Genomic DNA, 20,337 nt, shown 5'->3' on the forward strand with positions numbered 1-20,337 from the left:
TCAGCTAGAATTTTTCGAATCCGTCATCCGAGTCGTCCATGTCCAGGGCGACTCCGCTGCTCGCCTTGGGGGCGGCGGCCGCCAGTCGCTTGGGCGGTGCGGATTGTGCTCTGACGCGTCGGGTGGGTGCGGTTCTCGCGCCTTGGCCACTCCCCAGCCTGAAGAATGAGACAACCTGCTTGAGGTGCCCCGCCTGACCGGACAACTGTTCGGAAGTGGAGGACATCTCTTCCGAAGCGGATGCGTTTTGATGGACCACGCTCTCCAGTTGCTGGAGGGCGTTATTGATCTGGGATGCTCCGGTGTTCTGTTCGTTGCTTGCGGCGGCTATTTCTTCGATCAACACCGCTGTCTCTTTAATGTCCGGCACCAGCTTACTCAGCATCTCACCTGCCTTGTCGGCCACTTCCACACTGCTTCCTGCCAATTGACTGATTTCACCGGCAGCGACCCCGGAGCGTTCTGCCAGCTTGCGTACTTCGGCGGCAACCACGGCAAAGCCTTTGCCGTGCTCACCGGCTCGGGCCGCTTCAATGGCGGCGTTGAGTGCCAGCAGGTTGGTTTGTCGGGCAATCTCTTCGATGATGCCGATCTTATCGGCGATTTCCCGCATGGCTTCCACGGATTGGGATACGGCGACACCCGAATCCTGGGCCTGGACGGCCGCACCGTTGGCAAGCTCTTTGGTCTTGGTGGCGCTCTCCGCATTCTGGGCAATGTTGGAAGACATCTCTTCCATGCTCGAAGCCACTTCTTCAAGGGACGATGCCTGCTCCGTGGCCCCCTGCGAGAGGGTCTCGGCAGTGGAGGATACTTCTTCGGAACCACCGGCTACCTGTTCGGTCGTGGAGCGGACATCGGTCACCACCTGTCTGAGCTTGTCATTCATGGTGACGAGTGTTCGGACCATCTCGCCGATTTCATCCTTGCCTTCATGGGCTTCCTTGGCCGAGAGGTCCCCGGAAGCGATGGCCTTGGCGATATTTGCACCGGTATCAACGGCTTTGCGCACCTTTCGGCTGAAATACAGGGAGATCATGATCGCTATGACGCCTGATGCGGCAATGGCCAGAAACAGGGTCAGCATGGCTTTGTTTCTGATTTCACTGAGAAAGGAAACATCCAGGTCAGCACAGATGATGGCAATGGTCTGTCCACCCGAAACCACGGGCAGGAAGGCGGATTTGAAGGTACCGTAGGAGTCGGTGTAGATTTCGGGGTAGACGAGGCTGCGTGATGCCCATGCATCGTTCAGTTCGGCAGGGGCGTCCTCATATATCTCCAGAGGCTTTGGATCACCTTCCAGCATGCTGCCATCGAGCAGAAAACGGAACCTTCCATTGTCTGATTTGTCTACGACGTAGAGGTAGGTCAGGCCGAATATTTCAGTCAGCCTTTTCACTTCCTGAAGCTTGTTAACGAAAAATTCGTTCATGCCCGGCCCTCCCTCAACATATGGGGTGACGTCGGTCATTTGAATTTTTTCGCGTGTCGCCTCAACGCCCCAGCGAAGGGCCTTTTCCAGGTTGTCCAGTTCGCTGTTGTAATATTGGTTAAACAGGATGACACCGCTCAGGCTGGCTGAAAACAGTGTCATGAGCATGAGCATGGCCATTATTTTTGATTGGATTGAGTGATACCATTTCATGGTGATCCCCTTTGTGATTGATAAAGAAAAAGTGATCTTCATAGATTTTATCTATGATACAATTATAATTATATTATTCTTTTGTATGAACACCTGTTTGTTTGGCCGACTCACACACCACCAGTTCCAATCAATTAAGTTTCTGTTTTGCCGGTTGATTTCGAGAACCATATGTAATTTTTGACGAATACCCGGATACATGAGTATCCTCCGCCAAACAGAATGAAGATGACCTTCAAACAGCAAACAAAGGGGGAGCTGTGCTGAAACGCGCGGCCGTGAAAGTCAATCTGGATGAGCCGAGAAAAAAATTCATGGAGATGATCGCTTTTCTCGAAAACTACGGCACTACGGAAATTCACCTGATCCACGTGCGGACCGATACGAGCTACCGGGGTAAGGAAGGGGCGGAATCCCGGCTTGGAAAGCTGCGTGACGCAGCCGAGGCCCTTGGGTATTCGGTCAAAATCCACATCCGAACAGGGAGTCCGGCCCTGACGATCATGGAAGTTGCCCATTCTGTGGAGGCGGATTTCGTCGCCATATGCTGGAGCGCCAAGGCGTTGTTGCGGCAGGCATTGCTGGGCAGCGATGATTCCGACCTGATACGCATGTCCAACCTGCCGACGTTCATCTATAATCCCGGCTTGTTCAAATCTTCCAAAGATCTGGGGAGCGTCCTTTACGCCACGGATTTCAAGTTCACGGACGCAGCAGTCATGCCGTACCTCATCAACAGCCGCTTCAGTGCGCACACCCTCTATCTTCTGCATGTTGGGGAACGCGCCCCGGACCCTGTCACCGAGGAAAAGCGGAAGGAGCGGATTGTCGACAATCTGGAGCGACTGGCGACAGAATGTTCACACGCCTATGACAACGTCGAGACCATTGAAACCATCGGCATGATTCGTCGTCGAATCGTTCAAATCGCCAAGAATAAAAAAGTGGATCTTGTTGTGGTCGGCAAGTCGGAAAAACCCGGAACCATGAGCAGGATGCTCGGTTCGACTGCGGAAGTATTGCCGCATAAAGCGCCTTGCAGCGTCTTCATTATCCCCGGCTATTGCAGCCTGGCAGCCGATGGAGAGGAGGCGTAACATGCGGGATATTCAATGGAACAAGCATATCGTTTTCGGCATCTCCCTGTGCATCGTCTTTTTATTGATCCTCGCGGGAGTGATGATCCCGGAGAAGCTCGACGCATGGACCGTGCAGCTGCACGCTTCGATCATTCGTAACTTTGGCTGGGCGTACCTCCTGTCTGCGTTCATATTCCTTGTTTTCAGCCTGTTCATGGCATTCAGCAAATACGGCAATATCAAGCTCGGCAGCGACCACGAAAAGCCCCGCTTTTCCTATTTCGGATGGTTCAGCATGCTTTTTGCCGCAGGCATGGGCATCGGACTGATCTTCTGGGGCGTGGCAGAGCCCATGAGCCATTACCTGAACCCGCCATCGTACATTGAAGCGGGATCACCACAGGCGGCCCGATTTGCCATGCGCTACAGCTTCTTCCACTGGGGCGTCCACCCGTGGGCCATCTACATCGTCATGAGCCTGTCCATTGCCTATTTTTCCTTCCGCCGAGGCATGCCGCCGCTCATATCGAGCTGTTTCTACCCGCTGATCGGTGACCGAATTTACGGTGTTGCCGGATACTGTATCGATATTCTGTCGGTATTCGCCACGGTGTTCGGAATCGTTACTTCCCTCGGTCTCGGGGCCATGCAGATCAACAGTGGTCTGGCTTCGGTTCTTCCGTTTGAGGCGAGCTTCACTTCGACCATAATCATCATTGCCGTGGTCACGGTGCTGTTCCTGATTTCCAGCATGACCGGTCTGGACAAGGGTATTCAGATGTTGAGTAAAGCGAACATCATGCTGGCTATCACCATCCTGTTGTTCATGCTCTTTGTCGGCCCGACCAATATGATAATGAACATATTGACCAGCACACTGGCCGATTACGCGGCATCGTTATTTGAAATGAGCCTGTCCACCAATCCGTTCCGTGGTTTGCAATGGACCCAGGATTGGACCCTGTTCTACTGGGCATGGTGGATTTCCTGGTGCCCGTTCGTCGGACTGTTCGTGGCCAGTATCTCCCGTGGCCGCACCATTCGCGAATTCGTAACAGGTGCTCTGATGGTTCCCACGCTGCTGACCTTCCTGTGGTTCAGCGTGTTTGGTGGCTCGGCCTTCCATCTCGAACTCAATGAAGGAGCGAATATAGCGGCAACCGTTGCGCAGGATATCTCCACCGGCCTGTTCAAGCTGTATTCATTCTATCCGCTGAGCAATGTGCTGACACTGCTGACCATCCTGCTGCTGGTCGTCTTTTTCGTGACATCAGCGGATTCCGCCACTTTCGTGCTCGGGATGATGACTTCGGGCGGAGAGGAGAACCCCCCGGCATCCAAGAAGCTTATCTGGGGCCTGACGGTCTCATGTACAGCCGCGATCCTGCTCTTTACCGGCGGCCTGGAGGGATTGCAGCGAATGGCTATCGCGGCCGCGCTTCCCTTCACTGGGATCATGCTTGCCTTGTGCTTTTGCCTGATTCGAGGTGTCCAGTACGAGTTCCGCCAGGAGCGCAAAACCGAAGAGGACAACTCCCTTGAATTAACACCACCTTCTGAGAGGTAAGAGGTGCTCATGATTGGTGGCAATACGAAATACAGATGAAGCTATTTGCCCAAAAAACATATTGGTATACTATGCCCGATATTGTGCGCGCAAAATATTTGTGAACCGGAGGGCAACAAGGTGGCAATGAGGATCAACATACTTTGAGACCTCTGCGCATCCCCTTTTCGCGTCCGTGCCTTGCGCTCCGCACCCAATTTGATGTTCTGACCGCACCCCAGCTTGGGCTCATTCCCGGCCTTTTCCTGCCATTTCTGGCCGAAATGCCGGATTTTGGACGCACCTCTCCCTTCAGGCTCGCGCCAGTCGAACAGCTTTTTTCAAATTGAACGCCATGGCGAGGATGTGGAACTCTCCCTCCACCTTCTCACGACCCACGTATCGGGACCGAAAGAATGCGTAGCCACGTTTGAGTGTGCCGAAGGCCCGCTCGACTATTTGCCGAATGCTGCTGATGTCACGGTTGCGGGTCTTTTCGAAGTCTGTCAGCCTGCCGCCACGAGGCGTCTTGTCCATGGTTCCGTCCTCCAAATCGCGATCAAACAGAATGTCCCGGTTCTTCCCGCTGCAATAGCCCTTGTCCGCATAAACCCGTGCGCCGGGATCAAGGCCGACGCCATTCACGAGCCGCTCGAATTCGCCCGTGTCCGAATGGTTCGCGGGAGTGATGTGACCACAGAGCAGAAACCCGTCTCGACTGTCCGTCGCGGCATGGAGCTTGTAGCCGTAATAGGCCCGATTTCTCTTGCGGAGCCAGGCCGCCTCCTCGTCATCCGAATAGCTGACCCGGCAGTCCACCGGCCCATCCTGTTCTTCGGCGTCCTCGGAACGGTCCTCAGGCATCACGTCGATAACCTTGCGCGGCCGCCGCTGCGACTCGACTACCGAGGCGTCCACCACGGCTCCCTCACGGACAAGAAGCCCTTGTCCTTCAAGCTGGCGGTTAAGCATGTCGAGCAAGGAGTCCAGCACCTTCAGGCGGATCAAACCGTTACGGAAACGGCATATGGTGGTCTCGTCCGGCACGTCGTCCTCGATGGAAAAACCGGTAAATCTGACAAAGGAGAGCCGGTCGAGCAGCGCCTGCTCCACGCCCGGATCACTCAGGTTGTACCAACGCTGCAAGAGCAGAATCTTGAACATCGCCAGAGGCGGATAGGCGGGATTGCCCACGGCGTTGGCCTTGCGCCTGATCTTCTTGCACAGAAAGGCGTTGATGGGCTGCCAGTCGATGAGTTCGTTGATCTCATCCAGAAATGTGGTCTTGGTTCTGCGGTGCCCCAGGAAGTAATCACCCAACCGAGGTCCTTTCTGCCGAATAGCCATGCCTTCCTCCTTTGGATGGAGAAATAATAGCATAATAAATCAAATAGTTAAAGAGTAAAAGTGTGGGATTTGCCGTGCAGAGGTCTCACTTTTGATGATTGTTTTCATTGCCATTTTTATATTGCCTGCACGAAGTGTTGTTGCCGGCTCCTATATTGTCGGTTTGCCATGCGCTTCAGACAAGGATTGTCGCTCCATTCCCCTGGAAAACCTCGTCACGGAGATGTACCGAAGGGTAGGGATCGAGGTCGAGTTTCGATACCAACCCAAAATGCGTGAATTGGCCGATGCCGACCACAAAGTCATCGATGCCAGCGGAGCCCGTGCACTTTCCATCCTCTCCCCGTTCAAGAACCTTGTTCCTGTCCCTGTTCCCATTGTCGAGGTGCGATATGTTGCGCTGACACGATCTGGAGATCGAATCAGGCAGATTGATGATCTGCATGAATTCAAGGTTGGTATTATCCGGGGAGACATGTACGGCAGCAAGATCATGGCTGAGCACGAAAAACAGGTTTATTACGTCAATTCGTTCAAAACAGGCCTCCGAATGTTGAATCAGGGCCGGATCAGAGCCTTGCTCACAGAAACGGGAACATTGGCACTCTATAAAGGGGAAGGCCTTGGGGAAGGGGTGCGCCGGTCAGGGACGCTGTTCTCGGAAAAAATGTACCATGTCGTGAACAAGGCGCATGTCGACCTTATTCCTCGGTTGTCCGAGGCGATCCGATCCATGCAATCCGATGGCACCATGGAGCGAATTTTGGGAGATTTGAACCATCTTCAACCCGTTGAAGCAGCCCCGTAAGGCTGTCTGTGGTGGTAAAATAGGCCGCCAGGCCGCGTGATAGCTTGATTGTGCCTAATGGCACAGCTGTGAACGGGTGAGAATTAGTCTATGGATTCAACAGGAAGGGTGATTGTGAAAATTGAGCCTTTCCCTGGAGAGCTGTGCAGGTAGATGGTGCCATTCAGGAGTTCGACGATCTTCTTTACTACGGCCAATCCGAGGCCGACACCTTTGCTTCTCTTCCAGCGCGATGTTTCCACCTGTTCATAGGGCTCAAATATCATCTCCTGATTTTCCAGAGGGATACCCGGACCTGTGTCCCCTATGGAGATGACAAGCCGACTGTCAGGGGAGTTCTGATAGCTGCATGTGAATGTAACACGTCCGGCTTCAGTGAACTTGATGGCATTGCCGAGAATGTTCAGACAGATGAGGCGCAGCCACCCCTCATGTCCCACCAACCGCTCGGGTACATCGTCATCCACTGAAACAGATAATTCCAATCCTCTTGATTCGGCGGTTACACGAGTGATCCGCTCAATGGATGTCACAACCTTTCGTAGGGAGAAGGGGGCGCTGCGCACAATTTCCTGCTGTTGCGACAGGCTGGAAAAGAGAAGAACGTCATTGATGAGCAATTGCAGGTTGTTCATGCTTTCCCGGGCCAAATCCACCATTTCATACGCGTGGCTGTCGCACGCATCTTTACTAACCAGCTTCAGAGCACTCATGGCCCCGCCGAGCGGTCCTTTGAGTTCATGGCAGGCTATGGCCATGAATTCTTCCTTGGATTTCGTCAGGTCGTGTATGCGGTCATACGCTTCCTGCAGCTCGTTTCGTGCATCCTCTATTGCTTTATTTTTCTGAAATACTTCTCTTTTTCGGCGGTAGGAATAGATGGCGAGACAGATGAGCGCGATGGGCAGTATCAGTGCGGCTTCGTCTAGCTCAAGGTCTTCGTGGGTTCTGCTGAAATCATGGAATCGTTCGAATCCATCCATTGATGACAGCAGGGAAAATCCACCCACCAGTATCAGGGCATATAGGATCAATTCAAACTGGAGTACTCTTCTCATGGCGGCATACTATCATGAATGGGGCAAGAGGAATAGCTGCAATATTCTGGGTTGTTAGCTCTTGTCGGTAGGCTCTCACCCATTCACATTCTTGGATTTTTTTCTTCGACCGAACAATAAGTGGCTATTTCAGACGCACAAGGTAGGAAATAGCAGATGGCTGATACCGTGTTGTCTGTGTGAAAATAATCCCATGTGAGACCTCTGCGCATCCCCTTTTCGCGTCCGTGCCTTGCGCTCCGCACCCAATTTGATGTTCTGACCGCACCCCAGCTTGGGCTCATTCCCGGCCTTTTCCTGCCATTTCTGGCCGAAATGCCGGATTTTGGACGCACCTCTCCCTTCAGGCTCGCGCCAGTCGAACAGCTTTTTTCAAATTGAACGCCATGGCGAGGATGTGGAACTCTCCCTCCACCTTCTCACGACCCACGTATCGGGACCGAAAGAATGCGTAGCCACGTTTGAGTGTGCCGAAGGCCCGCTCGACTATTTGCCGAATGCTGCTGATGTCACGGTTGCGGGTCTTTTCGAAGTCTGTCAGCCTGCCGCCACGAGGCGTCTTGTCCATGGTTCCGTCCTCCAAATCGCGATCAAACAGAATGTCCCGGTTCTTCCCGCTGCAATAGCCCTTGTCCGCATAAACCCGTGCGCCGGGATCAAGGCCGACGCCATTCACGAGCCGCTCGAATTCGCCCGTGTCCGAATGGTTCGCGGGAGTGATGTGACCACAGAGCAGAAACCCGTCTCGACTGTCCGTCGCGGCATGGAGCTTGTAGCCGTAATAGGCCCGATTTCTCTTGCGGAGCCAGGCCGCCTCCTCGTCATCCGAATAGCTGACCCGGCAGTCCACCGGCCCATCCTGTTCTTCGGCGTCCTCGGAACGGTCCTCAGGCATCACGTCGATAACCTTGCGCGGCCGCCGCTGCGACTCGACTACCGAGGCGTCCACCACGGCTCCCTCACGGACAAGAAGCCCTTGTCCTTCAAGCTGGCGGTTAAGCATGTCGAGCAAGGAGTCCAGCACCTTCAGGCGGATCAAACCGTTACGGAAACGGCATATGGTGGTCTCGTCCGGCACGTCGTCCTCGATGGAAAAACCGGTAAATCTGACAAAGGAGAGCCGGTCGAGCAGCGCCTGCTCCACGCCCGGATCACTCAGGTTGTACCAACGCTGCAAGAGCAGAATCTTGAACATCGCCAGAGGCGGATAGGCGGGATTGCCCACGGCGTTGGCCTTGCGCCTGATCTTCTTGCACAGAAAGGCGTTGATGGGCTGCCAGTCGATGAGTTCGTTGATCTCATCCAGAAATGTGGTCTTGGTTCTGCGGTGCCCCAGGAAGTAATCACCCAACCGAGGTCCTTTCTGCCGAATAGCCATGCCTTCCTCCTTTGGATGGAGAAATAATAGCATAATAAATCAAATAGTTAAAGAGTAAAAGTGTGGGCTTTGCCGTGCAGAGGTCTCTAGTTACATATTTTAAAAAATCATCAGAAGCTTGAATTTTATACTCACAGTATCTTTCAACGAAATTGGCAAGCTTAACAATGTTGTGGCTGTTCCTTATTTTCTTGTATTCTTTTACAATTTCATTTTGTCTAAATAAGACTATGTAAGATTTGATACTCACCTCGACAGCATACGACATCATTAGAATCCCAGCGTGAAACATTCCTTGTAGATAAAGCAATCTTCCTGCTGAATAATAACTAGAGCGAAGTTTTTTCCACTCGCGGCCATTTTCATTTTGTGTATTCGACATGTCTTTACCTATATTTTTAAGCCAGTGGTTATTGAAGTTGTCAACCCCGCTACTTGACCATTTATGAGACCTCTGCGCATCCCCTTTTCGCGTCCGTGCCTTGCGCTCCGCACCCAATTTGATGTTCTGACCGCACCCCAGCTTGGGCTCATTCCCGGCCTTTTCCTGCCATTTCTGGCCGAAATGCCGGATTTTGGACGCACCTCTCCCTTCAGGCTCGCGCCAGTCGAACAGCTTTTTTCAAATTGAACGCCATGGCGAGGATGTGGAACTCTCCCTCCACCTTCTCACGACCCACGTATCGGGACCGAAAGAATGCGTAGCCACGTTTGAGTGTGCCGAAGGCCCGCTCGACTATTTGCCGAATGCTGCTGATGTCACGGTTGCGGGTCTTTTCGAAGTCTGTCAGCCTGCCGCCACGAGGCGTCTTGTCCATGGTTCCGTCCTCCAAATCGCGATCAAACAGAATGTCCCGGTTCTTCCCGCTGCAATAGCCCTTGTCCGCATAAACCCGTGCGCCGGGATCAAGGCCGACGCCATTCACGAGCCGCTCGAATTCGCCCGTGTCCGAATGGTTCGCGGGAGTGATGTGACCACAGAGCAGAAACCCGTCTCGACTGTCCGTCGCGGCATGGAGCTTGTAGCCGTAATAGGCCCGATTTCTCTTGCGGAGCCAGGCCGCCTCCTCGTCATCCGAATAGCTGACCCGGCAGTCCACCGGCCCATCCTGTTCTTCGGCGTCCTCGGAACGGTCCTCAGGCATCACGTCGATAACCTTGCGCGGCCGCCGCTGCGACTCGACTACCGAGGCGTCCACCACGGCTCCCTCACGGACAAGAAGCCCTTGTCCTTCAAGCTGGCGGTTAAGCATGTCGAGCAAGGAGTCCAGCACCTTCAGGCGGATCAAACCGTTACGGAAACGGCATATGGTGGTCTCGTCCGGCACGTCGTCCTCGATGGAAAAACCGGTAAATCTGACAAAGGAGAGCCGGTCGAGCAGCGCCTGCTCCACGCCCGGATCACTCAGGTTGTACCAACGCTGCAAGAGCAGAATCTTGAACATCGCCAGAGGCGGATAGGCGGGATTGCCCACGGCGTTGGCCTTGCGCCTGATCTTCTTGCACAGAAAGGCGTTGATGGGCTGCCAGTCGATGAGTTCGTTGATCTCATCCAGAAATGTGGTCTTGGTTCTGCGGTGCCCCAGGAAGTAATCACCCAACCGAGGTCCTTTCTGCCGAATAGCCATGCCTTCCTCCTTTGGATGGAGAAATAATAGCATAATAAATCAAATAGTTAAAGAGTAAAAGTGTGGGATTTGCCGTGCAGAGGTCTCATTTATATCAAGTCGAAGCAAGTTAGATAGCCCTATAAGTCTCTTTTTTATATCAAAAAACCGATAACGCTTCAAGGTTCTGTGTCCTCCATTGATTGAAGGCATAATAAGCCCTAAATCTTGATTTTATAGACGTATGCTCTTTCGTCGATATGTGCTGTTGGGTAGAAGGAAAGGGGAGAGCTAGAACTCCACTCTTTTGCGGTTCTAGCTTTATATACCAAGAGTAAGCCTAGGAGAAAATCAAAAGGGACCTACGGCATGACCGTAAGTCCCTTGAAATACTGGCGCGCCAGGGAGGATTCGAACCCCCGGCCGTCGGCTTAGAAGGCCGATGCTCTATCCAACTGAGCTACTGGCGCGCTGGGCTTCCTGATATAAGAGAGACTTGCCTGAGGTCAAGTGTTAAGTGGTGTTATAGGTGAATCTTTTGGGTTTTCGCCGGTCACGCTTCCTGATAGGTATGTGGGGTGACACACTTTACCAATTATTCCGAATTATCTGCCTATATGGACCGGTTGGGGCTTTTTCACATGGACCTGACCCTGGATCGGATGCATGCCGTCTGGGAAAAACGGGGCATTCCTGAAGTTCCCGTGGTACATGTGGTCGGCACCAACGGCAAGGGGTCTACTTCGGCTTTCCTGTGCTCCCTGGCCCGTGCTCACGGCGTCAAGGTGGGCATGTTTACCTCGCCGCATTTCGTGACACCGAGAGAGCGGGTGCAGATCAACCGGGCCATGCTTTCCCATGAGAAATGGGTGGAGCTGGCCAATGAACTGCTGGCTATTCCCGGTGCTGATTCGCTGACCTACTTTGAATTTCAGACGTCCCTTGCCATGCTCGCCTTTGAACGCAACAAGGTGCAGCTTGCCATTATGGAGGCAGGGCTGGGCGGAGACTATGATGCGACTAACGTGTTCAGCCCGTTTCTTACCCTGTACACGCCCATCGGCATGGATCATGTGGAGATTCTCGGCCCGACGCTGGTTGATATAGCCCGCGATAAAGCCGGAGCCATCCACCATGGAGGGACGGTTATCACCGGCCCGCAGGAAGGTGAGGTGATGAATGAGTTGCAGGCCCGCGCTCGTGACGTGGGCGCTCGTTTCATGTTCTCCGTTGATATCGCCGAGCCGGTGAAGGAACCGCTGGGCCTTGACGGCATCCACCAATCCACCAATGCTCAGTTGGGATTGGCTGGCTGGCGTTGGTATGCTGCCGGTCAGGAGGTGCGAAGCCTGCCGGAGACCGAGCGCTTCGGATTGAAGAGCGCATTCTTGCCGGGCAGGATGCAGAGTGTCGAACTGAATGGGCAAACGGTTATCCTTGATGGCGCGCACAACGGCCACGCTTTTGAAGCATTGACCGCTGCCCTTCGCTCGAAAGGCGTTCGCCCTTCGGCTGTGATTTTTGCCTGTCTGGGTGACAAGGACGCCGGACCGATAATTCCTCAATTGCTCGCCTTGACCGACGGACCTATTGTTATACCGCAGATGCAGAATGACAGGGCAGGTGATCCTGATGGACTGGCAGCCAAAATTGGTGATAGGGCTCGTACTGCCGACTCCATGCAGGCGGCCCTTGCCTCATGCGAGGACATGGAAGGACCTGTTCTGGTTTGCGGTTCCTTGTATTTACTTGCGGAGTTTTATAGCTTGTACCCTGAATTCCTGACTTCACAGAGATAGATCATAATGAGTGAATTATACCGACACCTCCCGTCCATGGATCAGATTCTGGACGAATTGACCAAGGATGAAGATATCGCCGCCTTGCCTCGCCCGCTGGTGAAGGATCAGGCCGATGCGTTTCTGAATGTTTGCCGTGAGGAAATCCGGTCCGGTGCCGTAACCACGGCTGATCAACTGGAGTTGAAGGCTGTGCTTCCGCGCATGATCGCGTACGTCCGCGCCCATTCCAGACCGCATTTTCGGCGGGTGCTCAATGCCACAGGCGTTGTGGTGCATACCAACTTGGGGCGCTCCTTGCTGGCACGTTCGGCCATCGAAGCGGTTACCGAGGCATGTGGACATTACTCAAACTGTGAGTTCGATCTTTCAACAGGACAGCGTGGCAGCCGGTACTCACATGTGGAGCAGATTCTGTGTGATATCACCGGAGCCGAGGCCGCCCTTGTGGTCAATAACAATGCCGCTGCGGTTTTCATCATGCTCGAAACCCTTGCCAAGGGGAAAGAGGTCATCGTGTCCCGCGGGCAGTTGGTGGAGATCGGCGGTTCGTTCCGCATACCGGATGTCATGACCAAATCCGGCGCGACCTTGCACGAGGTCGGAGCCACCAATCGTGCGCACGTTCATGATTACGAAAACGCCATCAACGAGGACACCGGCGCGCTGATGCGGGTACATACTTCCAACTTCCGTATCGTGGGCTTCACCAAGGAGGTCAGCCTGCCGGATATGCGCAAGCTGGGCGACAAATACAATCTGCCGGTCATCGAAGACCTGGGAAGCGGCTCTCTCTATTCATTGAAGGGTGAGGGCTTGATGGGTGAGCCGACCGTGCAGGAAGTGGTTGCGCAGGGTGCTGACGTTGTATCGTTCTCCGGCGACAAGGTGCTCGGCGGACCGCAGGCCGGTATCATTGTTGGTCGCAAGAAGTACATTGATCGTATCAAGAAGAATCCGGTCAACAGAGCCATGCGCATCGACAAGATGACCCTGGCCGCCCTTGAGGCGACCCTGAGGCTCTATCTCGATATGGATGTGGCCCGACGCAAGATTCCGACGCTGCGCATGATCACCGCTTCACAGGAATCGCTCAAAAGCAAGGCCAGAAGGTTGGCGGATGCCATTCGCTCAGAGCTGGGCGTCAAGGCAACCGTAGCCATGAAGAAAGGATTTTCCCGAGTGGGTGGCGGTGCGTTCCCCGAATACGATCTTCCCGGAACCATGATCACACTGGTAGTGGACGGTGTTGATGCCGAGGACCTGCGTGAGGAATTGCTCAATACCGATCCGCCTCTGGTTGCGCGCATCGAGGACGATCTGTTCCTGCTCGATCCGCGCACACTGACCTCTACAGAATTGAAACTGGCTGCGTCCGCTCTGCGGCAGGCCGTGGACTCTTTGCAATAAGGATTATTTCATGAGTAAAAAAGACACCCTCGAATACGAACCGAAATCGGCCTGGGAAGTCTATGCCGGTAAAAAAGATCGCAAAGCCATGGATGCCATGGCCAAACGGTATGTGGAATTTCTGAGCGAATGCAAAACCGAACGGCTTGTCATGGACTATGTCCGCAAGAAGGTGAAAAAAGCCGGGTTTGCTGATGATCTCAAGTCGTCGCAGGTGTATCGCTTCAACCGGAACAAGACCTGCTTCCTCGCTCGAAAGGGCAAGCGTCCGCTGAGCGAAGGATTCCGTCTTCTGGGCGCGCATGGCGATTGCCCTCGTCTGGATTTCAAGCAGCGTCCTTTCTATGAAGACACCGACATTGCACTGGCGAAAACCCATTACTACGGTGGTATTCGCAAATACCACTGGCTCGCCATCCCGCTGGCCCTGCACGGAACCGTGGTCAAAAGGGACGGCACCGAAGTAACCGTGTGTATCGGTGAAGATCCGGGCGATCCCGTATTCACCATCACCGACCTGCTGCCGCACCTCGCTGCCAAGGAAATGTCCAAGAAGGTGGAGGATGCCTTTGAGGCCGAAAAGCTCAACATTGTCATGGGGCAATCCCCGGTGGGCAAGGGCAAGAAGGATGATGAGATCAAGGCACCGGTAAAACGTCACCTGCTCGAGTTGCTGCACAAGAAATATGACATTGAGGAAGCCGATTTCATCAGTGCTGAAATGCAGGCTGTTCCGGCAGGTCCGGCCCGGTACGTCGGGTTGGATGAGTCTCTGATCGGCGGGTACGGTCAGGATGACCGGTCCAGCGTATTCTGCGCACTGGAGGCCTTCCTGGAAGAGCCGGAGCCGGAATATGCTCAGATCGTGCTGTTCTGGGACAAGGAAGAGATCGGGTCTGTCGGAGCCACGGGCGCTACCTCGCTGTTCTTCGAGTACTGCATGGAAGAACTGCTGGATTCCTGGGAACCCGGTGTCCGTCTTTCCAAGGTCATGCTCAACGGTTCGGCCCTGTCTGCGGATGTTTCCGCTGCCATGGACCCGGATTTCAAGGATGTGTACGAACCGCTCAATGCGGCACGACTCGGCTATGGTCCCTGCTTCAACAAGTTCACGGGACACCGGGGCAAGGTCGGCGCGAACGATGCGCACCCCGATTTCATCGGCTGGCTGCGACGCATTTTCGATGACGCGGGAATTCCGTGGCACATGTCCGAACTGGGCAAGGTGGACGTCGGAGGCGGCGGTACCGTTGCCAAGTTCCTCGCCATCTACGGCATGGATGTCATTGACGTCGGTGTGCCGGTGCTCTCCATGCACTCACCCTTCGAGATATCGTCCAAGGCGGATATCTACGCCTGCACGCTGGCTTTCAGGGAGTTCCTGAAAAACTAGATGGCGACATTGTTATGAATTGAAAAGGCGCAGGAGTATCCTGCGCCTTTTTTTGTTGGTGGGGCGAAGTGGTTCTGAGCGCATGGCTACGTCCGTATCCACGGGAACCCAGGAATGTTTCATGAAATCATCGAGACCTGTAGATGTCTGCGACAAAGACGGCAGGGCCTTCAAAGGGTATGGGCATGACGACCTCCCTGGTGCCGGTCCATGGCGAGTGTTGTTTTCTTGTGACTGGAGCCGATTTACACTACTATGCGCCCCTTGGTACCCGAATCAAATGGATCAGGAAAGATAAGGATACATATATGCCAGTTATCATGGGAACAGCCGGACATATCGATCACGGCAAGACGACACTCGTCAAAGCCTTGACCGGCATTGATTGCGACCGGTTGTCCGAGGAAAAAAAGCGGGGCATCACCATTGAGCTCGGTTTTGCTCATCTCGATCTGGGCGAAGGGGATCGCGTCGGCATCGTGGATGTTCCGGGCCACGAGAAATTCGTCAAGAATATGGTCGCTGGTGCCACTGGCGTCGACTTTGTCACGCTGGTTATCGCTGCCGACGAAGGGATCATGCCCCAGACTCGGGAACACCTGGAAATTTGTCAGTTGCTTGGCGTGAAAACAGGTCTTGTGGCGTTGACCAAGGCGGACATGGTCGATGACGAGTGGCTGGATATGGTCAAAGAGGAAGTGGCCGACTATCTTGAACCCACGTTCCTTGGTGGTGCGCCGATTATTCCGGTTTCTGCTCATACCGGCGCAGGCATCGACGAACTCAAGGGCGCAATCCGCACCTTGCTTTCCGAGTACAAGCCCAAACGCCGTTCCGATTTGTTCCGGCTTCCGGCTGACCGTGTTTTTTCCATGAAAGGGCATGGCACCGTCATCACGGGAACCATGATCTCCGGCTCCATCTCCATAGGTGAGGATGTTTTGCTGTATCCTCGCGAAGTCGAGAGCAAGGTGCGCGGCCTGCAATCCCATGGCGAAACCGTGGAGACCGCCGAGGCAGGCAAGCGGACCGCCGTGAACCTGCACGGCCTGGAAGTGGACGATATCAGGCGCGGTGACGTGTTGGCCCGTCCCGGCACGCTGTTTCCGTCCGATGTCTGGGATATCGAGTTGACGGTATTGGAGTCCTCGCACATCCCGCTGAAGCATCGTCGGGAGATACATTTTCATCATGGCGCACGTGAAGTGCTGGCCCGGATTTTCCTGCTCGATCGTGAGGAGTTGCTGCCGGGGGAGACCGCTGTGTGTCAGGTTCGCTTCATCGAACCGCTGGCCGGTGTCTATGATGACCGTATTGTGCTGCGTTCCTTTTCTCCGCTCCGGGCATTTGCCGGTGGGCGCGTCATCGGCCCGGTGGGGCACAAGATCAAGCGTTTTTCCGATCAGGTGGACATGCTCGGGCAACTGGCTGCCGAGGACCCTGCCGAAGTTGCTGCCGCCCAGTTGGAGCTGGCTGGCCCGACAGGTCGCACCTTCAATGAACTGCTGACCATGACCAACATGGAATCCAAGGCCCTTGAAAAAACACTGGGCGTTCTTGGCGGGCAGCAGAAGGCTATTCTCTTTGACAAGGAGACCCGCCGATACGGTGGCGGGGAACTGGCACGTCGTCTATCGGATGAGCTGCTGGCGTTCCTTGGAGATTTTCACAAGAAGCATTCCATGAAGCCCGGCGTCCAGCGAGGCGAACTGGCCTCTTCGTGGGGGAAGGCGCTTCCGCAGAAGTTTTTTCACTTCATTGTGGAGCGACTGCTCAAACAGGGCGATATCGTTGCCGAGCAGGAAGTCCTGCGGCTCAAGGATCACAAGGTGTCCATGGCTTCGGATCAGGCCAAGGTGCGCGAGATCATCCTCGGTGCATACAAGGAGGGTGGGTTTACTCCGCCGAATCTGAAGGATGTGCTGGAACAACTCAATATGGATTTCAAGGAAGCCGCACCGGTCTTTCGTGTGCTACAGGAACAGGGCGAGCTGATTCGTGTTAAAGACGACATGTACTACCACGCAGCAGCGCTGAACGATATCAAGGCCCGTATGCTGGCGTTCTTTGCGGATTCGCAGGAAATGAGCGCTCCGGATTTCAAGGGCGTGACAGGGTTGTCCCGCAAGTACCTGATTCCGGTGCTGGAATATTTTGATAAGGAAAAGGTGACGGTGCGCGTCGGTGATGTGCGTCACCTGAGGAAACGTTCTTGACACCTCGGAGCAGTGGTTTTACGCCAAGCGTACGTATTCGCCTCCGTGCCGGGGGCGCTGCATTCACAGTAATCAAGGACAAATGTAATCGGATGAAATGGGTAAGTTCAGACAACAAAAGAAAAAAGGACGGAATGTTCATTCCGCCCTTTTTAGGGATCACTTGGGGTGAGTGATGGGATTTGAACCCACGGCCACTTGGGCCACAACCAAGTGCTCTACCAACTGAGCTACACCCACCGTGTGAGGGAGACTATCTAGCGAACGTTTCCACGGCGGTCAAGTAAAAGTATAAAAAAAAGGTAACTCATGGATAAACTTATCATTGAAGGCGGGGTCCCTCTGCAAGGTTCTATTCAGGTCAGCGGAGCGAAAAATGCTGCTCTGCCAATACTTATGGCATGCCTTCTTGCGGAAGGCACGGTCAACCTGAGTAATGTTCCAAGACTTGCGGATATTCACACGTCGCTCAAGCTGCTCAACATTCTGGGCTGCGAAACCACCTTCGACGGCAATGATGCGACCTCCACCTGCAATGGCCTCAAACCTGAAGCTCCCTATGAGCTGGTCAAGACCATGCGCGCTTCCGTTCTTTGCCTCGGCCCGCTGCTGGCTCGCCTCGGCGAAGCCCGCGTCGCGTTGCCGGGTGGTTGTGCCATCGGTGCGCGTCCCGTCGATCTGCACCTCCGCGGCATGGAGCGAATGGGTGCCACGTTCGAGCTGACCGAAGGGTATATCAAGGGATACTGCCCTGAAGGCCTCAAAGGCGCACACATCACCCTCGACTTTCCCACCGTGGGCGGCACCGAGAACCTGATCATGGCTGCATGTCTCGCCGAGGGCACCACCATTCTGGAAAACGCCGCTCGTGAGCCAGAAGTCGAAGATCTTGCCAACTTCCTCAATGCCATGGGCGCCAAGATTACCGGACACGGTACCTCGGTCATCACCATCGAAGGTGTGTCCTCCCTCAAGGGGTGCGACTACCGGGTCATGCCCGACCGCATCGAGGCCGGAACCTACATGGTTGCCGCAGCCATCACCGGCGGTGAATTGAAAATTCTTGATTGTCCTATCAGCGCCATGGATTCCGTCAGCTCCAAGCTGCGCGAAATGGGCGTTTCGATTGAGGAGGAAGAAGGGGGCGTTCTGGTGCGCAGGGCTAACGGTTTGCTCAAGAACGTTGATGTTACGACCCTGCCGCATCCCGGTTTCCCAACAGACATGCAGGCCCAGCTCATGGCCCTGATGTGCTTTGGACAGGGAGCGGGTACCATCGAAGAGAAAATCTTCGAGAACCGTTTCATGCACGTGCTGGAATTGGTCCGCCTTGGTGCGGATGTCCGCTTGAAAGGGCGCACGGCCATGGTACACGGTGTTGGCAAGTTGACCGGTGCTCCGGTCATGGCTTCCGACCTTCGCGCCAGTGCTTCGCTCGTGCTTGCCGGTCTGGCAGCCGGTGGCAGCACCACGGTTGAACGCATTTACCATCTCGATCGCGGGTACGAAAACATCGAAGCCAAACTCTCCGGCGTCGGCGCCCGCATCAAACGGGTTAAGGCATAATACGCTTACTACTCATCGGAACCGGTGCATTGTGCCGGTTCCGGTTTTTCCCTTTTTTATATTGCTCTTGAATATGATGCAGCCTGTGATACATTGATATCAAATCTGTAAACCGTATGGAGGACTCTGTTATGGATAAATGGGAATGCCCTTGTGGTTATGTGTACGATCCTGCTGAAGGCGATCCGGAAAACAATATCGAAGTCGGAACCAAGTTCGAAGATCTTCCGGACGATTGGGTCTGCCCCCTCTGTGGCGCGGAAAAAGAATATTTTGAGAAAGTCTAACAGTTTTAGCGCGTTGTCGGCTCTTTGAAAAAAGACAGCTTGAGTGAACGAAAATGCTTGCATTGCCCCTTGAGTGGCGTATTATGAAGGCAAGAACAAAGGACTGTTTCCAGTCAACGATCAACATACCTCATTACTTGTAATTAGGTGCGGAATCGAGGCAACAACGGAACAAACAAAAATTCCTTTGGCTGAAGCTCGGCTCTCGGCAACCCCAAAAAGCAATTTGAAACAAAGCCCCTGCATCTGCGGGGGCTTTCGTTATTGTATGGGAGGGAGTTATTGTTCTCTGCGGAGTCGGGAAAGGATGAACATGGTCGCGGCTCCTGTCAGCAGCCAGACAAACGCCCCCGTCAATCCCATGCTGCCGCCAAGTATCGGATCAATACCGGGGAAGACCCACGACCAGATACCATAGCCCTGGGCGTTGACCGCTCCATGAATGAATGCGGCCAGAAAGACCGAGCGGTAGTGGAGCGACATTTCGTTCAGGAATATGCCAAAGGTCGCGGATAACAGGCACATCATGGCGATTCCGGCCATGGGATGACCCGGATAGTTGAACCCGACATGGATAAGCGGTGCGTGCCACAATCCCCAAAGAACTCCCAGCAGCAGGTAGGCCGGTATTTTGCCCAGCGGCATCAGGCGCGGCAGCAGAAAACCGCGCCATCCCAGTTCTTCGCCCAGGCCGAAAGCCAGGTTGATGAACGGTCCAATGAAAATCGACATGGGCAGCATCAGGTACAGGACCGTGTCGGTGGTGATTTGTTCCGTGGAGCCGGTGGCTCGGCTCAGGGCGGCCATGGTCAGGTCGGGTTCGGTCAACCCCAATGCCCAGCTCAAGCCGTACATGGCGGCAAAAATGATTGGTGCCAGGAAGATGAACAGCAGGTACGGGCCGATGGATCCCATGCGCAGCAGGAGGGCTTCTCGCAACTCCGATACAGGGCGCTTTTCCACGAAAATGGTTGTGAAGAGGGCTGCCAGACCCGGAATCCACATGACAGCCAGTAGCCAGAGTGCGGGAGCTGTCTGTATGGTGTTCGCATCAAACCGTATGCCGGAGTTGATCAGGCTGAATTCAACGGTGTACGTGACGCCAAACGTAATGGTCAGAAACCACAGGATGGGAGCGAGACTGGAAGTGCGTACAGGTGTTGTCATGGGCATGGAATGTAGCTGAGGTCGTTGC

The 20,337-nt window shown here is 54.3% G+C and carries 16 protein-coding genes and 2 tRNA genes; 9 read left to right on the forward strand and 9 right to left on the reverse strand.

What is annotated here, in order from left to right; translation table 11 throughout:
- Positions 1–4: 4 nt before the first annotated feature.
- Entirely contained in the window at positions 5–1,648 is a 1,644-nt protein-coding gene (locus DPRO_RS18220) for a methyl-accepting chemotaxis protein (protein ID WP_173806817.1), read from the reverse strand.
- A gap of 260 nt (positions 1,649–1,908) precedes the next feature.
- Here DPRO_RS18220 and DPRO_RS18225 point away from each other — a divergent pair, with 260 nt between their 5' ends.
- The gene (locus tag DPRO_RS18225) at positions 1,909–2,745 is read left to right on the forward strand and encodes a universal stress protein (RefSeq protein WP_097013359.1); all 837 of its coding nucleotides are present in this window, start codon (positions 1,909–1,911) and stop codon (positions 2,743–2,745) included.
- 1 nt (position 2,746) lies between these two features.
- Positions 2,747–4,294, forward strand: coding sequence for a glycine betaine uptake BCCT transporter (locus DPRO_RS18230; protein WP_097013360.1), 1,548 nt, complete (start codon positions 2,747–2,749; stop codon positions 4,292–4,294).
- A 291-nt stretch (positions 4,295–4,585) separates the two neighbouring features.
- Here the strand turns inward: DPRO_RS18230 and DPRO_RS18235 are convergent, their stop codons facing one another.
- Positions 4,586–5,653, reverse strand: a complete 1,068-nt coding sequence (locus tag DPRO_RS18235; RefSeq protein WP_097010253.1) for an IS5 family transposase — start codon at positions 5,651–5,653, stop codon at positions 4,586–4,588.
- 61 nt (positions 5,654–5,714) lie between these two features.
- On the opposite strand from DPRO_RS18235, the gene DPRO_RS18240 reads away from it, so the two are divergent.
- On the forward strand, positions 5,715–6,428 hold the full coding sequence (locus DPRO_RS18240) for a substrate-binding periplasmic protein (RefSeq protein ID WP_097013361.1): 714 nt from the start codon (positions 5,715–5,717) through the stop codon (positions 6,426–6,428).
- 83 nt (positions 6,429–6,511) lie between these two features.
- Here the strand turns inward: DPRO_RS18240 and DPRO_RS18245 are convergent, their stop codons facing one another.
- From DPRO_RS18245 to DPRO_RS18260, 5 genes are all read right to left on the reverse strand, one after another.
- The gene (locus DPRO_RS18245; protein WP_097013362.1) at positions 6,512–7,486 is read right to left on the reverse strand and encodes a sensor histidine kinase; all 975 of its coding nucleotides are present in this window, start codon (positions 7,484–7,486) and stop codon (positions 6,512–6,514) included.
- Between the two features lie 343 nt (positions 7,487–7,829).
- Positions 7,830–8,897, reverse strand: a complete 1,068-nt coding sequence (locus DPRO_RS18250) for an IS5 family transposase (RefSeq protein ID WP_097010253.1) — start codon at positions 8,895–8,897, stop codon at positions 7,830–7,832.
- Entirely contained in the window at positions 8,830–9,246 is a 417-nt protein-coding gene (locus tag DPRO_RS20275; protein ID WP_162291198.1) for a hypothetical protein, read from the reverse strand. Before DPRO_RS20275 ends, DPRO_RS18250 begins: the two co-directional genes overlap by 68 nt.
- A 211-nt stretch (positions 9,247–9,457) precedes the next feature.
- Positions 9,458–10,525, reverse strand: coding sequence for an IS5 family transposase (locus DPRO_RS18255; RefSeq protein ID WP_097010253.1), 1,068 nt, complete (start codon positions 10,523–10,525; stop codon positions 9,458–9,460).
- A 339-nt stretch (positions 10,526–10,864) separates the two neighbouring features.
- A tRNA-Arg gene (locus DPRO_RS18260) sits at positions 10,865–10,941 on the reverse strand.
- A 108-nt stretch (positions 10,942–11,049) separates the two neighbouring features.
- Between DPRO_RS18260 and DPRO_RS18265 the strand changes: the two genes are divergently transcribed.
- The 4 genes from DPRO_RS18265 (at position 11,050) to selB (ending at position 17,289) form a co-directional block, all read left to right on the forward strand.
- Positions 11,050–12,270, forward strand: a complete 1,221-nt coding sequence (locus tag DPRO_RS18265) for a bifunctional folylpolyglutamate synthase/dihydrofolate synthase (protein ID WP_232005646.1) — start codon at positions 11,050–11,052, stop codon at positions 12,268–12,270.
- 6 nt (positions 12,271–12,276) lie between these two features.
- Positions 12,277–13,680, forward strand: a complete 1,404-nt coding sequence (selA, locus tag DPRO_RS18270; protein WP_097013363.1) for an L-seryl-tRNA(Sec) selenium transferase — start codon at positions 12,277–12,279, stop codon at positions 13,678–13,680.
- A gap of 10 nt (positions 13,681–13,690) precedes the next feature.
- Positions 13,691–15,073 carry an aminopeptidase gene (locus DPRO_RS18275; protein ID WP_097013364.1) on the forward strand — a complete coding sequence of 461 codons (1,383 nt, stop codon included), beginning with the start codon at positions 13,691–13,693 and terminating at the stop codon, positions 15,071–15,073.
- A gap of 308 nt (positions 15,074–15,381) precedes the next feature.
- A complete protein-coding gene (gene selB / locus DPRO_RS18280; RefSeq protein WP_097013806.1) occupies positions 15,382–17,289 on the forward strand; it encodes a selenocysteine-specific translation elongation factor in 1,908 nt (635 codons plus the stop codon).
- A gap of 164 nt (positions 17,290–17,453) precedes the next feature.
- Here selB and DPRO_RS18285 read toward each other — a convergent pair.
- Positions 17,454–17,529, reverse strand: a tRNA-His gene (locus DPRO_RS18285).
- Between the two features lie 69 nt (positions 17,530–17,598).
- On the opposite strand from DPRO_RS18285, the gene murA reads away from it, so the two are divergent.
- Both murA and DPRO_RS18295 read left to right on the forward strand, forming a co-directional pair.
- Positions 17,599–18,855 carry a UDP-N-acetylglucosamine 1-carboxyvinyltransferase gene (gene murA / locus DPRO_RS18290; RefSeq protein WP_097013365.1) on the forward strand — a complete coding sequence of 419 codons (1,257 nt, stop codon included), beginning with the start codon at positions 17,599–17,601 and terminating at the stop codon, positions 18,853–18,855.
- 131 nt (positions 18,856–18,986) lie between these two features.
- Positions 18,987–19,142, forward strand: coding sequence for a rubredoxin (locus DPRO_RS18295; RefSeq protein ID WP_097013366.1), 156 nt, complete (start codon positions 18,987–18,989; stop codon positions 19,140–19,142).
- 279 nt (positions 19,143–19,421) lie between these two features.
- Here the strand turns inward: DPRO_RS18295 and DPRO_RS18300 are convergent, their stop codons facing one another.
- Entirely contained in the window at positions 19,422–20,309 is an 888-nt protein-coding gene (locus DPRO_RS18300; RefSeq protein WP_097013807.1) for a CPBP family glutamic-type intramembrane protease, read from the reverse strand.
- Between the last annotated feature and the right edge of the window lie 28 nt (positions 20,310–20,337).

The organism is Pseudodesulfovibrio profundus (assembly GCF_900217235.1).
Lineage (GTDB): Bacteria > Desulfobacterota > Desulfovibrionia > Desulfovibrionales > Desulfovibrionaceae > Pseudodesulfovibrio > Pseudodesulfovibrio profundus.

Excerpts from the sequence above, each read along its gene's own strand:
- DPRO_RS18220 (WP_173806817.1), bottom strand. The coding sequence starts at position 1,648 with ATGAAATGGTATCACTCAATCCAATCAAAAATAATGGCCATGCTCATG.
- DPRO_RS18230 (WP_097013360.1), top strand. The coding sequence starts at position 2,747 with ATGCGGGATATTCAATGGAACAAGCATATCGTTTTCGGCATCTCCCTG.
- DPRO_RS18235 (WP_097010253.1), bottom strand. The coding sequence starts at position 5,653 with ATGCTATTATTTCTCCATCCAAAGGAGGAAGGCATGGCTATTCGGCAG.
- DPRO_RS18240 (WP_097013361.1), top strand. The coding sequence starts at position 5,715 with ATGATTGTTTTCATTGCCATTTTTATATTGCCTGCACGAAGTGTTGTT.
- DPRO_RS18245 (WP_097013362.1), bottom strand. The coding sequence starts at position 7,486 with ATGAGAAGAGTACTCCAGTTTGAATTGATCCTATATGCCCTGATACTG.
- DPRO_RS18250 (WP_097010253.1), bottom strand. The coding sequence starts at position 8,897 with ATGCTATTATTTCTCCATCCAAAGGAGGAAGGCATGGCTATTCGGCAG.
- DPRO_RS20275 (WP_162291198.1), bottom strand. The coding sequence starts at position 9,246 with ATGTCGAATACACAAAATGAAAATGGCCGCGAGTGGAAAAAACTTCGC.
- DPRO_RS18255 (WP_097010253.1), bottom strand. The coding sequence starts at position 10,525 with ATGCTATTATTTCTCCATCCAAAGGAGGAAGGCATGGCTATTCGGCAG.
- selA (WP_097013363.1), top strand. The coding sequence starts at position 12,277 with ATGAGTGAATTATACCGACACCTCCCGTCCATGGATCAGATTCTGGAC.
- DPRO_RS18275 (WP_097013364.1), top strand. The coding sequence starts at position 13,691 with ATGAGTAAAAAAGACACCCTCGAATACGAACCGAAATCGGCCTGGGAA.
- selB (WP_097013806.1), top strand. The coding sequence starts at position 15,382 with ATGCCAGTTATCATGGGAACAGCCGGACATATCGATCACGGCAAGACG.
- murA (WP_097013365.1), top strand. The coding sequence starts at position 17,599 with ATGGATAAACTTATCATTGAAGGCGGGGTCCCTCTGCAAGGTTCTATT.
- DPRO_RS18295 (WP_097013366.1), top strand. The coding sequence starts at position 18,987 with ATGGATAAATGGGAATGCCCTTGTGGTTATGTGTACGATCCTGCTGAA.
- DPRO_RS18300 (WP_097013807.1), bottom strand. The coding sequence starts at position 20,309 with ATGACAACACCTGTACGCACTTCCAGTCTCGCTCCCATCCTGTGGTTT.